Annotated in this window: 22 protein-coding genes; 14 read left to right on the top strand and 8 right to left on the bottom strand. The window is 61.9% G+C overall.

Annotation, left to right across the window (positions count from 1 at the left end):
- Nucleotide 1 precedes the first annotated feature (1 nt).
- The 5 genes from HZ994_15880 to HZ994_15860 are packed head-to-tail and all read left to right on the top strand — an operon-like array spanning nucleotide 2 to nucleotide 4,915.
- Nucleotides 2–1,183, top strand: coding sequence for a hypothetical protein (locus HZ994_15880; GenBank protein ID QTN33727.1), 1,182 nt, complete (start codon nucleotides 2–4; stop codon nucleotides 1,181–1,183).
- A 52-nt stretch (nucleotides 1,184–1,235) separates the two neighbouring features.
- Nucleotides 1,236–1,661: a transcriptional repressor gene (locus HZ994_15875; protein QTN33726.1), complete on the top strand. Its 426-nt coding sequence runs from the start codon at nucleotides 1,236–1,238 to the stop codon at nucleotides 1,659–1,661.
- A 56-nt stretch (nucleotides 1,662–1,717) separates the two neighbouring features.
- Nucleotides 1,718–2,671, top strand: a complete 954-nt coding sequence (locus HZ994_15870) for a hypothetical protein (protein ID QTN33725.1) — start codon at nucleotides 1,718–1,720, stop codon at nucleotides 2,669–2,671.
- A gap of 39 nt (nucleotides 2,672–2,710) precedes the next feature.
- Entirely contained in the window at nucleotides 2,711–3,949 is a 1,239-nt protein-coding gene (locus HZ994_15865) for a VCBS repeat-containing protein (protein QTN33724.1), read from the top strand.
- 9 nt (nucleotides 3,950–3,958) lie between these two features.
- Nucleotides 3,959–4,915 (top strand): hypothetical protein, encoded by a 957-nt coding sequence (locus HZ994_15860; GenBank protein QTN33723.1) that lies wholly within the window; start codon nucleotides 3,959–3,961, stop codon nucleotides 4,913–4,915.
- A gap of 141 nt (nucleotides 4,916–5,056) precedes the next feature.
- On the opposite strand, the gene HZ994_15855 is transcribed toward HZ994_15860, so the two are convergent.
- The 3 genes from HZ994_15855 to HZ994_15845 are packed head-to-tail and all read right to left on the bottom strand — an operon-like array spanning nucleotide 5,057 to nucleotide 7,822.
- Nucleotides 5,057–6,388, bottom strand: a complete 1,332-nt coding sequence (locus tag HZ994_15855) for an efflux transporter outer membrane subunit (protein ID QTN33722.1) — start codon at nucleotides 6,386–6,388, stop codon at nucleotides 5,057–5,059.
- Between the two features lie 56 nt (nucleotides 6,389–6,444).
- Nucleotides 6,445–7,539 (bottom strand): 3-isopropylmalate dehydrogenase, encoded by a 1,095-nt coding sequence (gene leuB / locus HZ994_15850; GenBank protein ID QTN33721.1) that lies wholly within the window; start codon nucleotides 7,537–7,539, stop codon nucleotides 6,445–6,447.
- A 16-nt stretch (nucleotides 7,540–7,555) separates the two neighbouring features.
- Nucleotides 7,556–7,822, bottom strand: coding sequence for an HPr family phosphocarrier protein (locus HZ994_15845; GenBank protein QTN33720.1), 267 nt, complete (start codon nucleotides 7,820–7,822; stop codon nucleotides 7,556–7,558).
- A gap of 446 nt (nucleotides 7,823–8,268) precedes the next feature.
- Between HZ994_15845 and prfB the strand changes: the two genes are divergently transcribed.
- A protein-coding gene (gene prfB / locus HZ994_15840; GenBank protein QTN33719.1) for a peptide chain release factor 2 occupies nucleotides 8,269–9,409 on the top strand; the annotation gives its coding sequence in 2 pieces (ribosomal slippage) (nucleotides 8,269–8,352 and nucleotides 8,354–9,409; 1,140 coding nt in all).
- A 134-nt stretch (nucleotides 9,410–9,543) separates the two neighbouring features.
- On the opposite strand, the gene HZ994_15835 is transcribed toward prfB, so the two are convergent.
- From HZ994_15835 to HZ994_15825, 3 genes are all read right to left on the bottom strand, one after another.
- Nucleotides 9,544–11,259 (bottom strand): HAMP domain-containing histidine kinase, encoded by a 1,716-nt coding sequence (locus HZ994_15835; protein QTN33718.1) that lies wholly within the window; start codon nucleotides 11,257–11,259, stop codon nucleotides 9,544–9,546.
- Nucleotides 11,256–11,957, bottom strand: a complete 702-nt coding sequence (locus HZ994_15830) for a response regulator transcription factor (protein QTN34424.1) — start codon at nucleotides 11,955–11,957, stop codon at nucleotides 11,256–11,258. The genes HZ994_15835 and HZ994_15830 overlap by 4 nt, the downstream gene beginning before the upstream one ends.
- Before the next feature lie 73 nt (nucleotides 11,958–12,030).
- Nucleotides 12,031–13,206, bottom strand: coding sequence for a VWA domain-containing protein (locus HZ994_15825; GenBank protein ID QTN33717.1), 1,176 nt, complete (start codon nucleotides 13,204–13,206; stop codon nucleotides 12,031–12,033).
- A gap of 159 nt (nucleotides 13,207–13,365) precedes the next feature.
- Here HZ994_15825 and rpsN point away from each other — a divergent pair, with 159 nt between their 5' ends.
- From rpsN to HZ994_15800, 5 genes are all read left to right on the top strand, one after another.
- Entirely contained in the window at nucleotides 13,366–13,635 is a 270-nt protein-coding gene (rpsN, locus tag HZ994_15820; GenBank protein QTN33716.1) for a 30S ribosomal protein S14, read from the top strand.
- Nucleotides 13,636–13,710: 75 nt separating this feature from the next.
- Nucleotides 13,711–13,971 carry a zinc ribbon domain-containing protein gene (locus tag HZ994_15815; protein QTN33715.1) on the top strand — a complete coding sequence of 87 codons (261 nt, stop codon included), beginning with the start codon at nucleotides 13,711–13,713 and terminating at the stop codon, nucleotides 13,969–13,971.
- Between the two features lie 7 nt (nucleotides 13,972–13,978).
- The gene (locus tag HZ994_15810; protein ID QTN33714.1) at nucleotides 13,979–15,415 is read left to right on the top strand and encodes an HlyC/CorC family transporter; all 1,437 of its coding nucleotides are present in this window, start codon (nucleotides 13,979–13,981) and stop codon (nucleotides 15,413–15,415) included.
- Nucleotides 15,416–15,863: 448 nt separating this feature from the next.
- On the top strand, nucleotides 15,864–16,490 hold the full coding sequence (locus tag HZ994_15805; protein QTN33713.1) for a DUF4126 domain-containing protein: 627 nt from the start codon (nucleotides 15,864–15,866) through the stop codon (nucleotides 16,488–16,490).
- Between the two features lie 41 nt (nucleotides 16,491–16,531).
- Entirely contained in the window at nucleotides 16,532–17,878 is a 1,347-nt protein-coding gene (locus HZ994_15800) for an MATE family efflux transporter (protein QTN33712.1), read from the top strand.
- On the opposite strand, the gene HZ994_15795 is transcribed toward HZ994_15800, so the two are convergent.
- Nucleotides 17,814–18,296, bottom strand: a complete 483-nt coding sequence (locus HZ994_15795; protein ID QTN33711.1) for a hypothetical protein — start codon at nucleotides 18,294–18,296, stop codon at nucleotides 17,814–17,816. The genes HZ994_15800 and HZ994_15795 overlap by 65 nt on opposite strands.
- A 49-nt stretch (nucleotides 18,297–18,345) precedes the next feature.
- Entirely contained in the window at nucleotides 18,346–19,560 is a 1,215-nt protein-coding gene (locus HZ994_15790; protein QTN33710.1) for a chloride channel protein, read from the bottom strand.
- Nucleotides 19,561–19,643: 83 nt separating this feature from the next.
- Between HZ994_15790 and deoC the strand changes: the two genes are divergently transcribed.
- The 3 genes from deoC to HZ994_15775 all read left to right on the top strand — a co-directional run bounded on the left by deoC (nucleotide 19,644) and on the right by HZ994_15775 (nucleotide 23,060).
- Nucleotides 19,644–20,579: a deoxyribose-phosphate aldolase gene (gene deoC / locus HZ994_15785; protein QTN33709.1), complete on the top strand. Its 936-nt coding sequence runs from the start codon at nucleotides 19,644–19,646 to the stop codon at nucleotides 20,577–20,579.
- A 101-nt stretch (nucleotides 20,580–20,680) separates the two neighbouring features.
- The gene (locus tag HZ994_15780; GenBank protein QTN33708.1) at nucleotides 20,681–21,685 is read left to right on the top strand and encodes a hypothetical protein; all 1,005 of its coding nucleotides are present in this window, start codon (nucleotides 20,681–20,683) and stop codon (nucleotides 21,683–21,685) included.
- Between the two features lie 226 nt (nucleotides 21,686–21,911).
- Nucleotides 21,912–23,060, top strand: a complete 1,149-nt coding sequence (locus tag HZ994_15775) for a terpene cyclase/mutase family protein (protein QTN33707.1) — start codon at nucleotides 21,912–21,914, stop codon at nucleotides 23,058–23,060.
- The last annotated feature ends 33 nt before the right edge of the window (nucleotides 23,061–23,093 follow it).

The raw sequence follows: 23,093 nt of genomic DNA, 5'->3' as shown, positions 1-23,093 counted from the left end.
CATGAAATCCGCATCCATCCTCATCACGGCACTGGCCCTGGTCGCCACCGCCTCCGCGAGACCGCTGAAAGTTTTCATCCTCGCCGGCCAATCCAACATGGAGGGCCACGCCAAAATCGAGACCTTCGACTACATCGGCGACGATCCCGCAACCGCCCCCCTGCTGAAAAAGATGCGAAACCCCGATGGCTCACCGCATGTATGCGATGGGGCATGGATCTCCTATCTCACCGGCAAGGGGGATGACAACGGCGAGGGCTTCGGCAAGCTGACCACCGGTTATGGATCGCGCCGCAACCCTGCGGAGGACGGCGGGAAGATAGGCCCGGAATTCACCTTCGGGATCACGATGGACGAGGCTTTCGAGGAACCCGTGCTCATCATCAAGACCGCATGGGGCGGGAAATCCTTGTTCTACGATTACCGCCCGCCAAGTGCAGGCGTCTATCCGCGCACCCCGCAGGACATCGAGAAAGACCGCAACCCGGAGGCGAAATCCGGCCACTACTACCGCCTGATGACCTCCCACGTGAAAAGCGTGCTCGGCGACATCAAGCGTGTCGTCCCGGATTACAACGAGAAGGACGGCTACGAGATCGCTGGCTTCGTCTGGTTCCAGGGCTTCAACGACATGGTCAACCGCGAGGTCTACCCATCGCTCCCTCCCGGCAGCAAGGACAACCGTTTCGCGAAATACAGCGAGTGGATGGCCGATTTCATCCGCGATGTCCGCAAGGATCTCGGCGCACCGAAAATGCCCTTCGTCATCGGCGTGATGGGTGTCGGCGGGAAAAATCCGGGCGGCGACAACCTGCAATTCCGCGAGGCGATGGCCGCTCCCGCCTCGATGCCGGAATTCAAGGGCAATGTCACCGCCGTGGCGACCGGCCCGTTCTGGGATGAGAAACTCGGCGAGATCGATGCGAAATACGGGAAGATCAAACAGATGGCACACCTCCTGAAATCCAGGAATAGGAACACCCCGAACAAGGATGGTTCGATGTCGTACGCCGACCAGAAGGCATACATGAAACAATATGAGGCCGAGCAGATCTCGCCCGAGGAAATGGCGCTGCGCGCGAGAGGCGCATCCAATGCGGGCTACCATTACCTCGGCTGCGCGAAGACCTTCGCGGTGATGGGCAAGGCCTTCGCCGAGGCCATACTCGCCATGGGCAAATGACAGGGGCATTTCCCCTTCCCTTCGCCGAAGCCGCCGCTACCCTTCCGGAGGGATGCAACAAACCATCAAACATACCATCGAACGCTGCCGCGAGGTCGGACTGCGCCGGACAAAGGCGCTCGAGGAACTGCTGGCAACACTTGTCGAGGCACAGCGACCCATGACCCTCGCCGAGCTCTCCGCATCCCCGCGCCTCGTTGACCAATGCGACAAGGCCACCGTGTACCGCCTGCTGCAGAGGCTCACGGAAAACGCAATCATACGCCGCCTCGGACTGCACGAACGTGCCGCCTACTTCACCCTGCTCCAACCGGGGAAGCACAGCGACTACCTCATCTGCACCGGCTGCGGCAAGATCGAGGCCATCAAAGCCCCCTGCCCCGTGCACGATCTCGAGGACGAGATCCGCGAAAAAACCGGCTACCAAGGGCTGTATCATGAACTCGAGTTTTTCGGCACCTGCCCGAAATGCGCCTGAAATTCCCCTTCCAAGTCCGGCTCGCCCTTGCCACGCTCCCCCATCCCAACGAATCAATGAAACCGATCCTACTCCTCGCCGCACTCGCCGCACTCGCATCCGCCCACGAATACCATCACCACAAGGACTGGCTGGAAACACCCGAAGGCCTCGAACATGTGGGAGACTCCCACGGCGAGATCGATGTCGATTCCGCCGGAAATTTCTACGTCTCCGTTGTCGGCGGCGAGAAAAGCGGAATCCAGGTCTATTCCGCCGAGGGCAAATATCTCCGCAACCTCCCCAACGCCCGCAACAACCACCACGGCTTCACCATCGTCCGGGAAGACGGCAAGGATGTCATCTACGCCGCCTGCCTCGGCGACCCCAAGACCGCCGTCCTCAAGCTCGGCACCGACGGCGAGGTTCTCCTCGAGATCCCGCTATCCGCATTCCCCCAGGAAATCGGCGACAAATTCGCCCTCACCCACGCCGACAAGGCGCCTAACGGCGACATCTGGGTCATCGACGGATACCGCTCCGACCGCATCTTCATCTTCGGCGCGGACGGGAAATTCAAAACCACCGTCGCCGGCAAAGGCGAGCCATGGAAATTCTCCACCGCCCACAAGTTCGCCTTCGACACCCGCTACGAGCCCGCCCGCGTCCTCGTCTGCGACCGCTCCAACGACCGGCTCGTCCACATCGACCTCGAAGGCAATTTCATCTCCGTCTTCGCCACCGGCGTCCTCAAGCCCTGCACCGTCGATTTCCACGGTGATCTCGCCGCCGTCGCCCAGCTCTCCAGCGGCGTCAGCATCTTCGACAAGGAAGGCAAGCTTGTGAAGCGCCTCGGCCCGAACGACAACCCCAAGGAGTTCAACACCAACAACGTCGCCCCTGAGAAATGGCGCGAAGGCATCACCACCTCCCCGCACGGCTGCACCTTCGACAAGGACGGCAACGTCGTCACCACCGAGTGGAACAAATGGGGCCGCATCCTGCGCTGGGATGTCGCCGCAGCGGAATGATCCGGATGTGCTGATGACGGTTTGCTGCAATCGAAAGCCATGAAACCCCTCATCTTCCCTCTCCTTGCCGCCGCGGGTGCCGCAACCGCCGTCATTTCCACCAAGCCCGCCCCGCTCACAGGGAAATGGGAGAAGCACCAGCTCTCCCGCTATTTCTGGGCGGAGGGTGCCTGCGTGGCGGATGTGAATGGCGACGGGAAAACGGATGTCCTATCGGGCCCCTACTGGTTCCAAGGCCCCGACTTCAAGACCACACACACCATCTATCCCGCCACAAAAAACTTCGAGATGGAGGGCGAGAAAATCCCCGGTTTCGAAGGCGAAATCAGCAATAAGAACGCCTACTCCGACAACTTTCTCTCCTACTCCGGCGATTTCAACGCCGACGGACGCCCCGACTATTTGGTCATCGGCTTCCCCGGGAAGGAAACCTTCTGGTATGAGAACCCCGGTGAAAGCGGCAATCCGTGGCCACGCCATACCGCGCTCGCCGTCACCGACAACGAATCCCCGATGCTCGCCGACATCGATGGCGACGGACGCCCGGATCTCCTGTGCATGAGCAACGGAACCATAGGCTATGCGACCCAGGATCCCGCGAACCCAACTGCCGTCTGGAAATGGAACGCCATCACGCCGGAGGACAAGAAATCCTACCAGCGCTTCACCCACGGCATCGGCCACGGCGATATCAACGGCGACGGCCTGACAGACATCATCGAGGCCAAGGGCTGGCTGGAACAACCCGCCGATTGGGACGGGAAGTCTCCCTGGAAACGCCATGACGCACCCTTCGCCACCAAGGGCGGCGCACAGATGTTCGGATACGACGTGAACGCAGACGGCCGCACCGATGTCATCACCTCACTCGACGCCCACGGCTACGGTCTCGCATGGTTCGAGCAAACGGGAGACGGATCATGGAAGCGTCACCAGCTCATCGACACACCAGACGAAAAAGGCTCCACCGGGGTCGCCTTCACCCAGCCGCACGCCATCGATCTCGCGGATATGAACGGCGATGGAGCCATGGACATCATCTCCGGCAAGCGCTTCTGGGCCCACGGCCCGAAAGGCGATGCGGAACCTGGCGAACCCGCCGTCCTCTACGCCTTCCTCCTCACCCGCAAGGACGGCAAGGCCACCTACACCGCCGAGATCATCGATGACAACAGCGGCATCGGCTGCCAGGTCATGGCCGCCGATGTCAACGGCGACGGGAAACCGGATGTCGTCGTGGGGAACAAGAAGGGGTGTTTTGTGCACTTCCAAAAGTAAGCGCCGTCAATGAAGTCCATTTCCTTTCCTGCCTGCACGGTGGCGCTGCTCCTTTCGCTCTCCCTTGAAGCCAAGCCGCAAAGACCAGAACCCGATCTCCTCCACATCGATAACCAGGTCGTGAAGGTCGGAATCGACCGCTCGATGGGTGCGGCGATCACCTGGCTTTCGTGGGTAGGGCATCCGGAAAACACGATCAACATCCACGATCCCGGCCGGCTCCTCCAGCAATCCTACTACGCAGGAAGAAGCCTCGACCGGCAAGCGGATGGCCAATCCAAGAGCTGGAGCCCTTGGACATGGAACCCCATCCAGGGTGGCGGGGTGAATTCATGGGCGCGGGTCACGGAATTCCGGAAAACCGTTGAAGGCAGGCTCCATTCCGAGACCGTCCCGAAGCTTTGGGACATGCCCGACGAGGAGGCGGAGGCGCTGATGGAGCAAAGCACCGAATTCTTGGAAGACATGCCAAACGTGGTGTTGGTCAGCAACCGCCTGATCTGCAAGCGCATGGAAAACGACAGGTGGGGTGATGCGGTGCCCCGCCATCAGGAGCTTCCCGCCTGCTACTTCACCAGCCGTTTCCGCAACGTCGAGATGTATCTTGGCGATGGCAAATGGGAGAAGGTCAGCCAGCCACCCGGCCCGCCATGGGGCAAGGCGCAGCCGCCGCTCAACATCATGGCCTGTTTCACGGACGCAGGACAGGGCATCGCCGTGTTCAGCCCGACGGCCGACCAGCACTGGAACTTCGGCCCGCACGGAGCCTACAACCCGAATGCGAAGCCGACAGACTCCCCCTGCATGCACCTGGCTCCCATCGGCAAGCTGAAAATCGCCCCGAAGTCCGTCCTGGGATACCGCTACTGGATGGTCATGGGCAGCAAGGAAGAGATTGAGCCCCGGCTCGATGTGCTGCTCAAGGAGCACAGGGACGAGAAGCTGAAGGTGACGGAACCTGGGTAGGACTGGGAAAACCTGTTGGCAAGCTCAAGGCCTTTTTGGACGCCACTCATCAGGCGCCGCGATTTTGGCATTCGAGTTCATCGCGCCCCAACGCGAGGGATCCTCATTCCCGGAGGTTATTGCTTGTCTCCCGGCAGCCGTTCACTCCGGTTGCGTCGCGAAATCCCCCCCGAGGGCGAGGTGGAGGTCGAATCGGTTCTGGAGGCGCTGGTTGCGGAGGCGGATGATCGCGGAGCGGGCGTTGTTGGCGCGGCGCTGGGCTTCGAGCACGGAGAGGATGTTCGGGTTGACGCCCTCTGCGTAGTCGCGGTTCGCCTGCTTCTCGGCGAGTTCCGCCTGCTTGACCTCATCGTTGAGAAATTTCTCCTGGATGGCCAGCGAACGGTCGGCTGCGAGGGTGGCCTCGACCTCACTGAAAGCTTCCAGGGCGAGCTGGGCGTACTCGTTGACGAGCCGGTCGTTGCGCGCGAGGGCTGCGCGTGCATCGGCCTTGAGGGCGCCGCCGTCGGAGAGCACCTGATCGACCCGTGAGGAAATGGAGGAGGCGAGGAAATCGGCGTTGAGTAGGTCGGAGAGCCGCGCGCCCGCCGCGCCGCCGGCGCCGGTGAGGGAGAAATCCGGGAGCAGGCTTTTGCGGGCGGCATCGGCACGCTTTGCGGAGGCGAAGATGGCCGCGCGGGCGGCGGCGAGATCCGGGCGGCGCTCGATGAGTCCTGCGGGAATGCCTGCGGGGACGGAGCCGGGAAGGTTCGGCAGCGCCCGCTTGGCCTGGGAAAGCCCGCCTGGATATTTTCCCTGAAGCACTTCCAGCGTGCGGGCGGCATCCTCGCGATCGAGCTTGCGTGCTTCGAGGGATCGCTGGGCGGACGATACGTTGGTGCGGGCGAACTGGATATCGAGAGAGCCCTCGCCGGTCGCCTTGTAGTTGCGCTCGATGATGCGGAGGTTTTTCTCGAAGGAATCGAGGGTGAACTGCGCGTCGGCCACCTGCTGCCCGGCGGAAATCAGGTTCACGTAGGCCTTCGCGGCATTCGCGGCGAGCGAGAGGCGGGCGCCGCGGAAATCCTCGATGGCGGCGCGTTCGTCGGCTGCGGCGGCTGCCGTCAGATCGCGGAGACGCCCCCAGAGATCGGGCTCCCATGATGCGGCCAGGTTCAGCCCGTAGCTTTCACTTCCACTGTCCGTGGCCCTGCCGCTCGCCCCTGCATCGACTTGCGGGAGCTGCCTTGCGCGGGCGATGATGGTCTGTTCCTTCGCCTCGCGGAGACGGGCGGCTGCGGCTTTCAGTGAACGGTTGTGGGCCAAAGCCTCGTTGACGCTGCGGGTCAGGCCGGGATCGGAAAAGGAGGACAGCCAGCCGGTGGAAATGCGTCCTTCGTTCCCCGAAGAGGCGGCGGCCCAGCTGCCGGGGGTACGGATGGAAAGGTCGGCGGTGGGCGATTGCAGACCGCAGGAAGACCAAAAAAGAAACACCGGAATCAGGAAACAGATCCCGGGGATCTGGGATCTGAAATTTGGAATTCGGATTTTCACAGGCGTGCGATGATCGCGTCGCCCATTTCCGCCGTGCCGACCTTTTGCTCGCCGGGTTTTCCCGTGGCGATGTCGCCGGTGCGGAAGCCGTCGGCGATGGCTTTGGCGACGGCGGCCTCGATGGCGTCTGCGGCTTCGGCTTTGCCGAGGGAGAAGCGCAGCAGCATGGCGAGCGAAAGGATCTGGGCGATGGGGTTGGCGATGCCCTGTCCGGCGATGTCCGGGGCGGAGCCGCCGGAGGGTTCGTAGAGGCCGAAGTAGAGGCCGTCTTCCTTCTGTTTCCCGAGCGAGGCGGAGGGCAGCATCCCGAGGGAGCCGGAGATCATCGCCATCTCGTCGGAGAGGATGTCGCCGAAAAGGTTTTCCGTGACGAGCACGTCGAAGGAGCCGGGGCGGCGGATCAGCTGCATCGCGGCGTTGTCCACGTACATGTGCTCCAGTTTGACCTCAGGGAATTCCTTGGAAATCTCGATCACCGTCTCGCGCCAGAGCACGGATGAGGCAAGGACGTTTGCCTTGTCCACGGAGAGCAGGCGCTTGTCGCGGCCCATGGCGGCGGTGAAGGCGACCCGGGCGATGCGGGCTATCTCGCTCTTCTTGTAGATCATTGTGTCAAGGGCTACGGGCTCGCCGTTCTCCTCGTGGCGACCTTTCGGGGAGCCGAAGTAGACGCCGCCGGTGAGCTCGCGTACGCAGAGGACATCGAAGCCGTCCTTGATGAGCTCCTGTTTCACGGGCGACGCATCGGTCAGGGCGGGAAGGCAGACGCCGGGGCGGAGGTTCGCGAAGAGGCCGAAGTGCTTGCGCAGCGGAAGGAGTGCGCCGCGCTCCGGCTGGATCTCAGGCGGAAGGTTCTCCCATTTCGGGCCGCCGACGGAACCAAAGAGGATGGCATCCGCAGCCTCGCTGGCTTTCACGGTCGCCTCGGGCAGCGGGTGGCCGCCATCGTCGATGGCAGCACCGCCGACAAGGTGCTCGGAGCGCTCCACGCTGAAACCGAATTTCCCCTCCACCGCAACCAGCACGCGCAGCGCCTGGACCATCACCTCCGGGCCGATGCCGTCGCCGGATAGAATCGTTATCTTCGACATAAAACTGAAATGGGGGTCAATCCTCCTCGAACTTCCTGTTGATCAGGTCGCCGATGGCCTCGAGGGCGGCGGTCTCGTCCTCGCCCTCGGCGCTGACGACGATCACGGAGCCGTGGCCAGCAGCGAGCATCATGAGACCCATGATGCTTTTGCCGTCCACTTCCTCGCCGTCCTTCTCGACGGAGATGTCGCATTTGAAACGATTCGCCATCTTGACGAATTGCGCCGCAGGGCGGGCATGGATGCCAAGCTTGTTCTGAATCGTGAAATCTTTCTGTGCCATAATCGTGGGTCGCGGTGCGGGAGGGTAGAAAGGAGGAGCCCAAACCTCCAAGGTAAATTTTCAACCATATTTGGCGGGTGCTAGCCCCCATTCCCGAAACCCCTTGTCACCCCCCACCCTGAAACGCTTGGGTGAATCGTCCTCAGCAGGGGGCGTGGCCTTGACAAATCATCCGCCAGGCGGTGTTGAATGCCCAAGGGGCCTCCCACGGGAAGCTCCCGAGGCCATCGCGGACGTCCCGGCACAGGCTATCAACTCCCCGTCCACCCATGGAAGCCGGGCTGATCACCACTGATCCCATGAAAACCTCCAAGACGCTTCCGCTTCTCTCATTGTGCCCAAATCTCCCTTCTCCGGCGATTCCGGAAGACCCGCTGATCGGGCTCCCCCTTTCCGCTGCAATAAAGGTTTGCGGTCGGGAGCCGCCTGCGCTTTCCTGCCGTCCCATGTCCTCACTCCCAACCGCTGACCTCCTGGCGCTTGACACGGACGGCTTCCAGAGCCGCCTGTCAAAACTCAGGAGGTATCTTTGACGTCCCCGCATTGGAAAACAAGATCCAGACGCTGGAGGAGGCGATGGGTGCCCCGGATTTCTGGAACGACACGGACAAGGCGCGTTCCGTTTCCGAGGAGGCCGCCGGAATGAAAAAGAAGCTAGCGGCCTTCCTTGCACTGGAAGGCCGCAGCAAGGACGTCATCGAGGGCGTTTCACTCGCCAAGGAATTCGACGACGAGGATCTCGCCAGGGAAGCCATCGCCGGGGCCGCCAGCCTGGACAAGGACATCCGCGAGTTCGAGCTGCTCACCCTCCTCAACCGCCCCAACGACGAGGCCAACTGCTACCTCGTCATCCAGGCGGGAGCCGGCGGCACAGAGGCCTGCGACTGGGCGCAGATGCTACACCGCATGTACACCCGCTGGGCCGAGGGCAAGGGCTACAAGGTGGAGACCCTCGACTGGGAGGACGGCGATGGCGCAGGCCTCCGCTCCTCGACGGTCAAGATCAGCGGGGAGAACGCCTTCGGCTTCCTCAAGAACGAGCGCGGCGTCCACCGTCTCGTCCGCATCTCGCCCTTCGACTCCGCAGGGAAAAGGCACACCTCCTTCGCCTCCATCGATGCCACCCCGGAGATCGACGACAAGATCAAGATCGAGATCAACGACAAGGACATTGAGATCAGCACCATGCGCTCCGGCGGCAAGGGCGGCCAGAACGTCAACAAGGTCGAGACCGGCGTCCTGCTCCGCCACCTTCCGACTGGGATACTCATCAAGTCCACCGCCTCCCGCACCCAGGGCGCGAACAAGGAGCTCGCCTACCAGATCCTCAAGGCGAAGCTGTTCCAGATCGAGGAGGACAAGCGCGCCGCCGAGGCCGAGGCCGTTTACGGCGAGAAAAGCGATGTCTCATGGGGCAGCCAGATCCGCTCCTACGTCTTCCAGCCATACCAGAAAGTCCTCGACCTCCGCACCGGCGAGGAAAGCGGCAACATCCAGGACGTCATGGACGGCGACATCGACAATTTCATCGAGGCCAAGCTCCGCGGAAAAGTCCGGGTCAAGGGCGCGAAGGATGAGGAGGATTGATCGGAGCGGGCTGCGATTCGGTTATTGCGGCAGCGGGGTTCCAGGGTGAATCGCCGGGCGGGTCTCGATTTCCAAATCGCGGTTCCCCTCCTCCCGGGTCTCGCCCCCATTCCGCAGATCGTGGCCTGCGGCCGCTACTCCCTCGGCAAGGTCAGGGAAAAGACAGCCCCGGGTTTCCCATCCGGGCGTTTGTGACAGGAGAGTGCGCCGCCCATGGAGCCTGCAAGGCGCTTCGAGAGCGCCAGGCCGAGGCCGACTCCGGGCTTGGTCTCGGCGGCCTGTTTCGCGGATTTGTGGAAGGGGCGGAAGATCCTGCGGCACTCCGCCCCGCTGATGCCCGGCCCGTGGTCCGAGATGCTTATCCTTGCATTCTTTTTCCCGGTTTTCGTCTCGAGGGTGACAAGGGACGGCTCGGAGAAGGCGGCGTACTTCGCGGCGTTGTCGATGAGGTTGAAAAGGATGTGCTCGAGCGCCGATGCGTCGAGCTTGACCCTGACCGGCTCCGCGAGCCGGAGATCGAGGCTCAGCCCGGCGGAATCCAGGCGCGTGGAGAAGCGCTCGGCGAAGCTTTCGAGCAAGGCGTTGAGATCCGTCTCCGAGACATCGCTGCGCGCGCTGCCGCGTTCGATCTTGGAGAATGCCAGGACGTTCTCGACGAGGTGGGAGAGCCTGTCCGCCTCGCGGGAAAGGACGTTGAGGTAGGCCGGGCGCTTCTCCTCCCGCACCGCGCCGGTGCTGAGCATGTCGGAATAGAGGCGGAAGGTGGTCAGCGGGGTGCGCAGCTCGTGGGTGACCGCGGAGACGAAGGAGGCGCGGCGTTCGCTGAGTTTCATCACGTTCGCGATGAGGAGGAACGCGGCGAGCAGGGCGACCATGGCTGCGAGCCATCCTGCGAGCAGAGATACGGAGATGCTGCGCGGGATGCTGTTTTCCTCGATGGAGGCCAGGTTCCCGGGGGAGAGCCGGAAGGGGAGCGATGCGAGGTTGAAGGAATCGCCCGCGCCGTTCGTAGCGGGGGCGAGGCTGGCTTGCGGAAGCAATTGGGTTGCCTCGGAGAGCAGAAGGCCGCGCAATGCGGCTTCATCCACCAGGATCCCCTGCGCGAACGACTGCATGTTCATCCCGCGCCTGATCAGGTAGAGCGATCCCTCGAACCACGTGGCCTTGAAATTTCCCGTCGGGTTCGGAATCTCGCTGATGCTGGGCAATGCCTGGGAAAGCGGTTTCGGCATTTCCTCCGGCGAAGGTGAGCCCTGCTTCGCTTTCCCGGCCGCATCTTCGGCCACCGAATAGCCGGACTGTCCTTTGTAGATGTTGTCCCCGAGCAAGCGCTCGCGGTTCGCCTTTTCGGCGATGTTTGCGTTGGCCTGCGCTTCCCAGCCGCCGCGGATCTTGCTTTGCAGCTGAGACACATGCTCTTCCGGCGGTGCGGGCGTGCTCTTCTTGTCACTCGCCCCTTCTGCCACATCCTGCGGCTCGGCGGCTTTGAAATCGGTGATCAGCCCGCTCAGGTGTATCCCGATTTCCATCAGTTTCTTCTCCGGGCCGATGCCTCTGAAGGCGGCGCCGTCCGGTGTCTCGAAGCGCACGGTCACGGGCAGCGCGGTCTTGGTGCCATCCAGGAAAACCTGCGGCGGGATGGAATTTTCCTCCAGCAAGATGGATGCACCCAGCGAATCCATCCTCCACAGTGAGAGGCGGACGCGTTCCTGGAGTTCGGCACGGATCTCGGCGAGCGCCCTGTCGTTCTCCGTTTTGATGACACTCCGGGTCAGCCAGAGCATTGCACCGACCACGAGGCAGGCGCAGCAGGCAAAGGCGATCCAGACCCAGCAGTTGCGGTTTCTCATGGGGATGCCTCCGGATTGACGAAACGATAGCCCTTGCCGCGCTCGGTGATGATGCATGCGGCGATCCCGTCCCCGAGCTTCGCCCGCAGGTGGGCCATGTGCATGTCGATGGTGCGCGTCTCGATCCGCTCGGGATCTAGGTTCCATACATGGCGCAGGATTTCCGCGCGGGTGACGGTGCGTCCGCCGGCATCGAGCAGATAGCGGAGGAGGTCGCATTCCCTTTCGCTGAGGTCTTCCCTTTTCCCATCGGGGAAATGGATGCGGCTTTCGCCGAGGTCTATGGTCGCGCCGAGGATGACATGCTTGGCGGCTGGCGAGTTGCGCTCATGGGTGCGGCGCAGGACTGCATCGACGCGGGCGAGCAGCTCCTTCATGCTGAAAGGCTTCACCACATAATCGTCCGCGCCGTTCACCAGGCCGCGCACCCGGTCCTGTTCCTCCCCGCGCGCCGACAGCATGATCACCGCCTGGCCCGGCCTGGTTTTTTTCAGTGCCGCCAGGATCTCGAAACCGGAGGGGCCGGGCATGACGATGTCCAAGAGGAGCAGGCGATAGGTCGCCTGCATCGCGAGCTTCATGCCCTCGTGGCCATCGGCTGCCTCAAGCGTCGTGTATCCGGCGTATTCCAGGGTATCGACGATGCCGGTGCGGACGGCGGGATCGTCCTCGATGACGAGGATTGTCGGGGAAGCGATCATTCTCTTGACTAGGAAAGCAGTTAGGGGAACGCGCCGCAAGAACGCGTTCCCCGGTTTGTGGTATTGCGGGTTATTTCCCGAATTTGTATCCGCGCGATGCGGCCTGCTTGCGGGTGGCCTCGATCATGGCTTGATCCAGCGTCTTGGCACCGGCGTTTTCCTTCAGCTTGGTGGCGATGAAATCCTCGCGCTGCATGTTCAGGGCATTGATCTCCGCCTGGATAACGGCGCGGCTTGCTGCGGCTTTCTCTATGTATCCTTGGCGGGCGGCGGGGGCGAGGTCGCGCATTTCCTCGGGGAGATCCTTTGCATCTAGCTTCGCGGGATCGACTTTCTTCTCGCGGAGAGCATCGACGAGATCCCAGCCTGAGTTCGAATAGACGGAATTCGCCTTGAAGACGGAGCGCTGCACATCGGCTCCCGCCTTGGCGTTTTTCGTGGCCTCCTCATCTGCGAGGAGCTGGTTTGCGGCCGCCAACTCGCGGCGTTTCCCGTAGCCGAGGTAGGTATCGTTGAGCTTCCCGCTGAGTTCCGCGATTTTTTTATCCTGCGGTGCATCGATGTGGGCGATGGCCTTGTCTTGGTCGATGACGAGGAAATCCCCGCCAGCGAGGGCGGAGCCTTCATGCCATGAGCCGTCTATCCCTTCCTGGCGGCTGCCGCAGTGGATGGTGTTCACGATGATGTCCTTGGCGAGGGCTTCCTTGCAGGCGGCCTTTGCATCGACCCTGCCCTGTGTGAAAGGCTCGTTGCCCGCGATGAAAATGACCTTGTAGGTGCTCTCGCGGGTGTCCCATGCGAGATCGCCAAGGGCGCGCTGGACAACGGCACCGCAGTATTCCTCACCGCCGTTGGTTTTCAGGGCGAAGAGTTCCTTGCTGAGGGCATCGAGATCGCGGGACATCGGGCTGACGAGGCGGATGTAGTCGTTCCCGGCGGCGTTGTCGTTGTTGCCGTATTCGTAGAGGGCGACCTCGACGGATGGCGACTTGCCGTCGCGCCTTGCGTGGATGAAGGTGTTGACGATTTTCCAGAGCTGGGTCTTCGCCTGGTCGATGAGGCCGTCCATGCTGTTGGAAGTGTCGAGCAGGATGGCGATCTGGATGCGGTTCTTTTCCTGTCCGTCCACAGCGGGCGGGTCAACCTGCGGTTTCTCGGGGATGCGCGGATCCGGGGCTGGCTTTGCGGCGCTGAACGTGGTGAATGTGGTTAGCGCCGCGAGGGCGAGGTATGCTGGTGTTTTCATGACGGAACCTTGATAACCCCACCTCCTGCCCCTTGTCCGTAAAGCCACTGTAAAAACCGATATTGCCCCGAAACCGCGCCTTTGCTGTTGTTTTTGGGGGAAATGGCAAGTTTGGGCTTGCAATGGGGGCTGGGTGGGATATCTACCGCGCCCCGAATTATGGCTAAGAAAAGTTGGATCGCCCGCAACAAGCGCAAAGCAAAGACCGTCGAGAAATATGCAGACCTGAGGCACAAGCTGAAGGCAGAGAAGGATTACGTCGGTCTCTCGATGCTTCCGCGCGATGCCAGCCCTACCCGAATCGTGAACCGCTGCGAGATCACCGGCCGCCGCCGTGCGTTCCTCCGCCGCTTCCGCCTTTCCCGTATCACATTCCGCGAATACGCCTCCGCAGGGCTGCTTCCGGGAGTGACGAAATCGAGCTGGTAAGCAGCCGGTCTGCGGCTATGCTTGCCGCTTGACCATGACGCGGGTCGGAAACCACCCGATCCCTGCGTCCACCAAATGCCAATCTACGAATACGTTTCCGAAGCCCCCGACGATCCCGAGCGATCTTGCCGGATCTGCAGGCGCGGATTCGAGCTGAGGCGTCCTTCGGATCGTGAGGCGCTCGTGAAGTGCCTGATTTGCAAGAACCCCGTGAAAAAGGTGATCTCGCAGGTCAACACCCCGCGGGTTTCGAAACCGCTTTCGGTTTCGGACGCGAAAAAGGCGGGATTCACCGTGCTGGAGAAGCGCGACCAAGGGGTTTACGAAAAGCTGTGACCATCCGATGAGCGAACTTTTCCCCATCTCCCCGCTGATCGCCAGCGCGGCCGCCTCCCACGATTTCCCGAGTTTCGGGCAGGCGCTCTTTTACCTCCTGGGTATCGTTTTCTTCCTTCTGCTCAACGCGTTTTTCGTGGCTTCCGAATTCGCCATCGTGAAAGTCCGCCCGAGCCAGCTTGAGACCCACGGCAAGGAAACCGGCGCGGACACCGCGCGTGCCGTGCACGTCGTGAAAAACCTCGACGGCTACCTTTCGGCGAACCAGCTCGGGATCACGATCGCATCCCTGGCGCTCGGGTTCCTCGGGGAGCCGTTCGTGGAGGCGATGATTTCGCCACTGCTATTCATGATGGGCATGCCGGAGAAAGCCTCGTTCATCGGGCTCACGTTCAGCCCGGTCTCTGTCATCTCGTTTGTCCTGGCCATCGCCTCCTTCACCTTCCTCCACGTCGTCGTCGGCGAGCTTCTGCCCAAATCCATCGCGATCCGCCGCTCGCTCGGCACCACCATGCTGCTGGTCGGGCCGCTCCACGTTTTCTACAAGACCTTCTACCTGGTCATCCGGTTTTTCCAAGGAACGGCCAACATGCTGCTGAAGAACATTTTCCGCATCGATCCGATCAGCGAGGGCGAGCATGTCCATTCCGCCGAGGAGCTTGCGATCCTTGTCACCCATTCCGGGAAATTCAAGGAAGTGACCGACACCGAGCGCGAAATCCTGATCAACGCGCTGGAGCTCAACGAACTCTGGGTACGAGACGTGATGACCCCGCGCAACGAGGTCATCGTGCTGGATGCGGACGAGCCTTTCGAGAAAACCCTCGATATCGCGATACGCAGCAAGCACACGCGTTTCCCGCTGGTCAAGGGGCACCTCGACCAGGCCATCGGCCTGATCCACATCAAGGATCTCTTCAAGCTGATGAACGACCCCGATCCCGACCTGATGCGGATCAAGCGGGAGCTGAAAATGGTGCCCGACACCATGCCGCTCGATTCGTTGCTGAAATTTTTCCTCAAGGAGCACGCCCACCTTGCCATGGCCGTCGATGAGTTCGGCACGCCGGTCGGCCTGGTTTTCCTCGACAATGTGATGGAGGAGCTCGTCGGCGACATCCAGGACGAGTTCGACAACGAGCATTCCTCGTTCATCCGAGTCAACGACGAGGAATTCGTCGTCGAGGGATCGATGACGCTCAACGACCTAGAAGGCCACGTGGAGGAGCTATACCTGGAGAGCGGCGAGGTCACCACGGTCGGCGGCTACATCACCCAGCAGCTCGAGCGTTTCCCCGAGGTCGGCGAGACGTTGGAAATCCTAGGCTACGAGGCCAAGGTCACCAGCACGGACGGCCGCCGCGTTGGCCAGATCCATTTCCGCAAGCTTGAGGAAGAGGAGGATAACGCCGAGAGTGGCGAAGCCGAGGTTGAGGTGGCGTAGATGTTGACCGAGGGATCGGGAAAATGAGGATTGGAATGAGGCCCGGTGCGGCGATGGTTTCGGACGCTTGTCTTGCGGCGCATGGATATTATCTGAGCACGGCGGTGCCGCCGGGTGCAACGATGGATGTGTTCGTGGAATACTCCGAAGATGTCTGAACGAGCCGGGATAACGTCCAATATCTGAGGAATCAGGCAAATAGCGCAGAGGTCGGCCATCTCATCCGAGTGAAACATTCCGCCCGGAAAATGGGGCTTGCCGCAGCTTGCGGAGCGCTCCTCGCCTTCGTAATGTTGTGGCGCGGGAAGGAATTGAACAAACCGTGGGTGGGATCCGGCGATTCGTAGCCATCGGAAAATCGGCCAACCGTGAACATGGCCATGTTCATCCGGTATGCTGATACGGTTTCGGCTCGCGTCCCGCCGGGGTAGCTGCATATTGGCGGGGAATGGAAATTTTTGGACACCTCGGCACCGCTCTCGGCCTGGCATCGCTGGCGGGGATCAACCTTTACCTGACTGCCTTCGTCGCCGGGCTGGCGATCCGTTTCAACTGGATCGAGCTTTCCGCCGCGCACGAAGGCCTGGCGGTGCTGGGCAACGAATGGGTGCTTGGCGTGGCGGGCGTGCTGATGGTGATCGAGTTTTTGGCGGACAAGGTGCCGTGGCTGGACAGCGCCTGGGATGCGGTGCACACGGTGCTGCGGCCTGTGGGTGGCATCCTGCTCGGCATGGCGGCTCTCGGGGAGATGAATCCGGCCCTGCTCGCCATCGGCGGACTGCTTTCCGGCGTAGCCTCGCTGACCATGCACGGTGCGAAGGCGGGGACACGGCTGCTCGTCAACATGTCGCCGGAGCCGGTTTCCAACAGTGTCGCGAGTGTCGCGGAGGATGGGCTGGTGCTCGGCGGGCTGACGCTGACGGCGCTGGCTCCTGTGGCAGCGCTCTTCGTTTTTGTGATCGTGCTGGCCATCGCGATCGTGATCATCCGGAGAACCTTCGGCAGCCTGCGGGCGGTTTGGAGAAATTTCCGGAACCGGAGACGCCCCGGCGATCCGGACCCAACTCCGTCATAACGGGTGACAACGCACCGAGCCGGGGCTAAGGGCATGGCGGCATGTCTCTCCTCAACGAATCCCGCCTGACCCTGAAGCTGGCTTTCCCGCTGGTGATCGGGCAGGTGAGCCAGATGCTGCTGGGCGTGGCGGACACCATGATGATAGGCCGCCTCGGCGTCACGGAAATGGCGGTGCTGACCTTCGCGAACTCGCTTTTCTACGTTCCCTTCGTGTTCGGGATCGGTGTGCTCACATCTGTCTCGGTTTTCACTGCAGGTGCAAGCGGCGCGGGCGATCATGCGGCCGGGCGGGCAAGCTGCCGCCACGGGATGTATGTCGCGACCGCACTTGGCATTCTCCTTTTCCTGCTGATGTCCGCCGTTTCGCTGAACCTCGGAGGCTTCGGCCAGCCGGAAGACGTGGTGGAAAAAACGGGCGGGTATTTCCGCATTATCATGCTCTCCATGATCCCCGGCCTGATGTCGATGGCATTGAAAAACCATGCAGACGCCCTCGACAGGCCGTGGCCGCCCTTCTGGATTTTCCTGTGGGGCGTGGTCCTGAATGTGTTCCTGAACTGGGTGATGATCTTCGGAAAACTCGGTTGCCCGGCGATGGGGCTGGAGGGCGCGGCATGGGCCACGTTCATCTCGCGGACCGCGATCCTGATCGGGATGTTCGTATGGCTCTACCGGGGAAAAGGCATGAGGGAATGGACGCCGTTCCACTGGTTCAAGCCGCCTGTGCTTGCCGAGATCCGGAAATTCCTCGGCATCGGTTTCCCCGCGAGCATCCAGATGATTTGCGAGGTTTCCGCATTCTCCGCCGCAGGCCTGATGATGGGGCGCTTCGGCGAGACGGCGATGGCCGCGCATCAGGTCGCGCTGATGTGCGCGGCGACGGCATTCATGGTCCCGCTCGGGCTTTCCATGGCGCTGAGCGTCCGCATCGGCTCCGCAAACGGCGCCGGCCAGCATCACAGGCTGCGCAAGATCGTGGTTTCCGGTTGGTGGCTCGGCGCATGCTGGGCGGCGATCGGCGCGGCGTTTTTCCTGATTCTCGGGACATGGGTATCCTCGCTTTTCATCGACGAGGCACCGGTGATCGCTCTCTCCGCGAAAATCCTGATCGTGGTCGGCGTGTTCCAACTTTTCGACAGCCTTCAGGTCGGATCGGTCTCAATGCTCAGGGGCTTGCACGATGCGCACGTGCCTGCGCTCATGGGATTTGTGGCCTACTGGATCATCGGCCTGCCGGTGGCGGTGCTGCTTTCCATGAAATTCGATTTCGGTGCCGTCGGCGTCTGGTGCGGGCTTGCGGTTGGGCTGCTCGTCGCCTGCATCACCCTCGGGCCGCGGCTTTGGGGAAAGACGGCGCCAAGAGCCGCCACCGCTCATCCCGCGTGAGGGTGATTCGCTCGCGGTTGCGGGTGCGATGGATTTCAAGATGGACTTCCACCGTGTCGCCCTCGCTGCTGATTGAGAGGATTTGGAAAACCGGATCCCTGCGGATTCTGAAAAAGCAGTGCAGCGGGATATCCGGGTGGGCGGCGTTCCAGATGTATTTTGCCAGCGGGAAATTTTCGGCCTCCGACAGTGCGACGAGCACCTCGCGGATCTGGAAAGCGGTGTGGTTTATCAGGAGTTTTTTCACCGATGCCTTCGCGAGCCTGGATTCCAGCCATGCTGCGAGGGGATTTTGATGATCCTCGTCGATCTCGCGGAGCAGCTCGCGCTGGTGGATGGACATCAGCGCCTGGAATTCCATTCGGTCGATCTCGCCGCGCTCGAACCGTGCCACAAGTTGTCTCGGTGTTTCCAACATGCCCGCCCAGATTCACCCATTTTCAGGAAATGTAAACCGGCCATCGAGCCTACAACTCATCCACCTTGGGATACACGGATCTCGATCCGCTGAGTTTCGTGGCGATCAACGTGGCGGCGATGAGTGGCAGCCCCATCTGCCAGCCGAGCAGTTCCACGCCCATGATGATGGAGGCGTAGGGGGTTTTCGTGGCGGAAGCGAAAAGTGCGATCATGCCGATCCCCGCAAAAAGATCGACGGGGGCGTTGAGGAACCAGGCGAGCCAGTTTCCCAGCGCCGCACCGATGAAGAACAGGGGCGTGACCTCCCCGCCCTTGAAACCCGCAGACAGGGTCACCACGGTGAACACCAGTTTCCAAATCCATGCCGTGGCAGGCGCGTGGAGTTCGCAGGAAAAAAACCGGGGCAGTGTCATTGAATCCGCAGTTTCCGCAAGCACTCCGAGCCCGAGGTAATCGCCTGTGCCGGAAAGCAGCAACAGCCCCACCACGATCGCCCCGCCCACGCCTCCGCGCACGGCCTCGTGGGGGAACCACTCGCGGAATTTCCCGGCGATGAAATGGGATGCAGCCACGAAAAAGCGGCTGGCAAGGGCGAACACTGCCGCCGCGAGCGCGACCTTCCAAAGCAGCGGAAGCATCGCCCCGGTGATCTCCCCGAGCGCGATCGCTGGGTAAGGCGTGTGGCCGACACTCCACGCATGGCAGGCAAAATCCGCCGCAAGGGCGGTGAGCAGGCACGGGATCAGCTTCCGGCAAAGGATGTTGCGGCCGGTGAATTCCAGCGCAAAAACAGCCCCGGCAAACGGCGTGCCGAACACCGCGCCGAAGCCCGCCGAGATCCCGCATAATAGCATCAGGTGCTCCGCATCGCGGGTTTTCGCGACAAATCTCCCTACGCCCGCAGAGATCGCCGCACCCATCTGCACGGCCGTTCCCTCCCGCCCGGCGGAGCCGCCGAAAAGGTGCGTCGCCACCGTCGCCACCATGATGCTTGGCGCGAGCGAAAGGGGAATCGTTTCCTTTTCCTTGTGGATGTTTCCGAGGATGGCGTGGTTGCCCGAACTGACACGTATCCCGTAGCGGCGATAGCAAGACCCCATCGCGATCCCCGCCAGCGGCAGCAGGTAAACGAGCCACGGCGTTGCGAAACGCTGCCGGGTCGCAGCATCAAGCCCCCACAGGAATAGCGCCGACGCCGAGCCGACCAAGGCCGCCACAAGCGCCAGGGCGGCAATCCATCTCATCGCTCGTACGGCTGCCATGGCTAGGGCGGAATCCTGGCAGGATGCACGGGGATGTGAACTTGAATCTTGGCACCCGCACTTTTTCCAAGGATGCTTCCGGCATGGTTTCCCCGAAAGCAGGTGGGCTGCACGCCCTGATCGATCGCGTCGGAAAGGTGGATCGCGTCGGCATCGAGGAGCGAGTCGCCAAATACGGCACACGTAGCATCAAGAAATCCGCCAAGGTCTTCGGCCTGAATCTCGCCGTCTCCATGGTCGATCTCACCACCCTTGAGGGCAACGACACCCCCGGGAAAGTCCGATCCCTCTGCCACAAGGCCCTGCGCCCTCACGAGGATCTCGATGTCCCGACCACCGCCGCCGTCTGCGTGTATCCGGCAATGGTGAAACATGCCGCTAAGATCGTGAAAGGCACCCCGGTGAAAATCGCCTCCGTCGCCACAGCCTTCCCATCCGGCCAGGCACCGCTCGCCACCCGCCTCGCCGAGGTCAAGGCCGCCGTCCGGGACGGTGCCGACGAGATCGACATGGTGATCTCACGCGGCGCATTCCTCGCCGGGGAGATCCGGCAGGTGCAGGACGAGATCGCCGCCGTCCGCGATGCCTGCGGCGAGGCCACCCTGAAAGTCATCCTGGAGACCAGCGAGCTGCAGACCTACGACAACATCCGCGCCGCCTCCTTCCTGGCCATGGAAGTCCTCCGACCCGGGGATTTCATCAAAACCTCAACCGGAAAAACCTCCGACAACGCCACCCTCGGCAACAACCAGGTCATGCTCGAGGCGATCCGGGACTTCTACCTGGAAACCGGAACCGAGATCGCCATGAAACCGGCCGGAGGCATCCGCACCGCGAAACAGGCGCTCACCTTCCTCATCGCAGTCAAGGAAACCCTCGGCGACAACTGGCTCAACAACACCCGCTACCGCTTCGGGGCCTCCTCCGTCCTCAACGACCTCCTCCGCCAGCTCATGAAGGAGAAAACCGGGAACTACCAGGCACCCTACACCTTCAGCGAGGCTTCGGGCGGGTATTGATACCCTGCCCAGAGGGCTTTGGTGCCTTGGAACCGATCCGGCTTCCACGGGCACGTTACCCATGTCCTTGACTCGCCCGTTTTCCGAAACAAACTCAAACCATGCCCGGAACGCTTACCCTCAAACCCAACATCGCCCTCGGCATCGTGCCGACACACCTCGGTTTCATCGACGGCCTCGTGCCGGATGAGAACGGCTCCCTTCCCCGCGAATCCGACGGACGCATCGCCGTCGTCGCGGAAATGAGCCGCATCTGCTCGCTGTCACCCGTACGCCCCACCTGCATCCAGGTATCCCTATTCCCCGGCACCGGGGAAGCCGACATCGCGGAAATGATCGCCGGACTCAAGGCTCTCCATCTGGATGTCCACCTCATCATGATGGTCGGCGGCGCAAACCCCATGGATCCCGCCAATGAGGACGCGGTCATCGGCCAACTCATCCCATCCCTCAGGGCGGCGGTCAAATTCGGCGCGGTCACCGTTGGCTCAACCTCCATCGAGGAATGGATGAACGGCCCGGAAGACATGGATCTGGAAACCGCCATCGCCCAGAACGTGAAACTGCATATCCGCGCCGTGAAAGAGGCCGGACTGCTCGATTCCGAGATCTCCTCATGGCACATCGAGTTCCTCCGCCCCGTGGAATTCAAGACCTTCACCAACATCGAGAAGGCATGGGGCTTCATCAAGGCGATCAACAAGGAACTCGGCCGCGACTACTTCAAGCTCCTCATCGACTCCGCACACATGGGAGATTCCGGCCTGTCCATTGCCGAAAACCAACGCCTCATCGCGGAGCTCGCCGAGGCCGGCCACATGGGCATTTTCCATGCCTCCGCGAAAACCACCCGCGGCTGCCTCAGCACCGACGATGGCTGGATCGGCGCAACCCTCTCCGCCGCAGCCCGCACCGGGAAACTGGAAACCGTTTTCGTGGAAGCCTTCCGCCATGACGATCCCGCCCTCGAGGCGCTCCGAAACGCCGTCCCCGGCCACGGCGTGGACACCACAGACGGCCGCTCCTACACGCAGGTCATCATTGACGGCCTGGTGGAAACCGCACACCGCCTGAATAACCTCAAGGCACGGGGTTTCCTGGACTGAGCCAGGTTTCCACATGCGGATCGGCGGCTTCCGGCCAGATTTCACCCGCATTCCCCCCCTGTGGATAAATTTCGTCCAAAGAACCAACTTGCGGGGATCGTGCAGCCATCCGAGTATCGGACAGATAATTCCCTCGGGCAGACAAGATCCGCCCTCGCCTTCGCTTAGGGGATTATCAAAAGATCTTATCAGTATCCAACGTATCCAACACTCAGCTCAAATCCCGATGAAAACGAAAGCACTCCTAGCCCTCGGACTCATGGCTTCCACAGCCCTCCCTACCCATGCCCAAGGTGAATACACCTCGATCAAGGAGGAGATCCGCCAATCCATCGCGCGCGGCAACGCATGGCTTGCATCACAGCAGAAGGAAAACGGCTTTTGGGACGATGGCGGCCTGCCCGCCTTCACCGCTCTCGCCCTCACCGCCCAGGTGCGCGATCCCAACCTCGATCTCTCCGGCGGCAAGCTCCCCGAAAACCTTGAAAAGGGCTTCGATTGGCTCGCCGCCCAACAGAAAGAGGACGGCGGCATCTACAACCGGGGCCTCATGGTCTACAACACCGCCACTTCCCTCACCGCCCTCGCCTCCGCAGGCATGGACAAATTCGAGCCGAACATCGTCAAGGCTCGCCGCCACCTCATCGCCAACCAGTGGGACATCGGCGAGAAAGGCAAGCTCGACAACAAGAACGACGGCGGCATCGGCTACGGCTCCAAGGACGACCACACCGACATGTCCAACACCTACCTCGCCCTCGAAGCCCTCGCCCTTTCCGACAAGATCATCGAGGACGGCAATTACGCCGACGAGCCGAAGCTCAACTGGGATGCCGCCCTCACCTTCCTTTCCCGCAGCCAGAACCTCACCGCCACCAACGACCAGGAATGGGCTTCCGACGATCCAAAGAACAAGGGCGGCTTCATCTACACCCCCGGAGACTCGAAGGCCGGCACCGATGTCACCGCGGATGGCAAGGTCGCCCTCCGCTCCTACGGCTCCATCTCCTACGCCGGCATGATGTCCCTCATCTACGCGAAGCTCTCCCCGGACGATCCCCGCGTCGTCGCCGTCAAAGAGTGGCTCGGAAAAAACTACACCGTGGAGGAAAACCCGCAGATGGGCGCCCAAGGCCTTTTCTACTACTACCAGGCGATGGCGAAGGCTCTCAATGCCGCTGGCATCGACAAGCTACCCCTCGCCGACGGCTCGCAGGGCGACTGGCGCAAGGATCTCGGCGGTAAACTCCTTGCCACCCAGCGCGAGGACGGCTCGTGGGTCAACGACAACGGCCGCTGGATGGAGTCGAACCCCGTACTCGTCACATCCTACACGGTGATGGCCCTGGAGGAGATCTACCGCTCCATCCCCTGATCAGGAGCAATGCGCCCCTCTGCATCCGCCTCC

Source organism: Akkermansiaceae bacterium (assembly GCA_017798145.1).
GTDB lineage: Bacteria > Verrucomicrobiota > Verrucomicrobiia > Verrucomicrobiales > Akkermansiaceae > Luteolibacter.
Note: the sequence above shows the minus strand (reverse complement) of the source record. Positions and strands in the feature narration are given on the sequence as shown.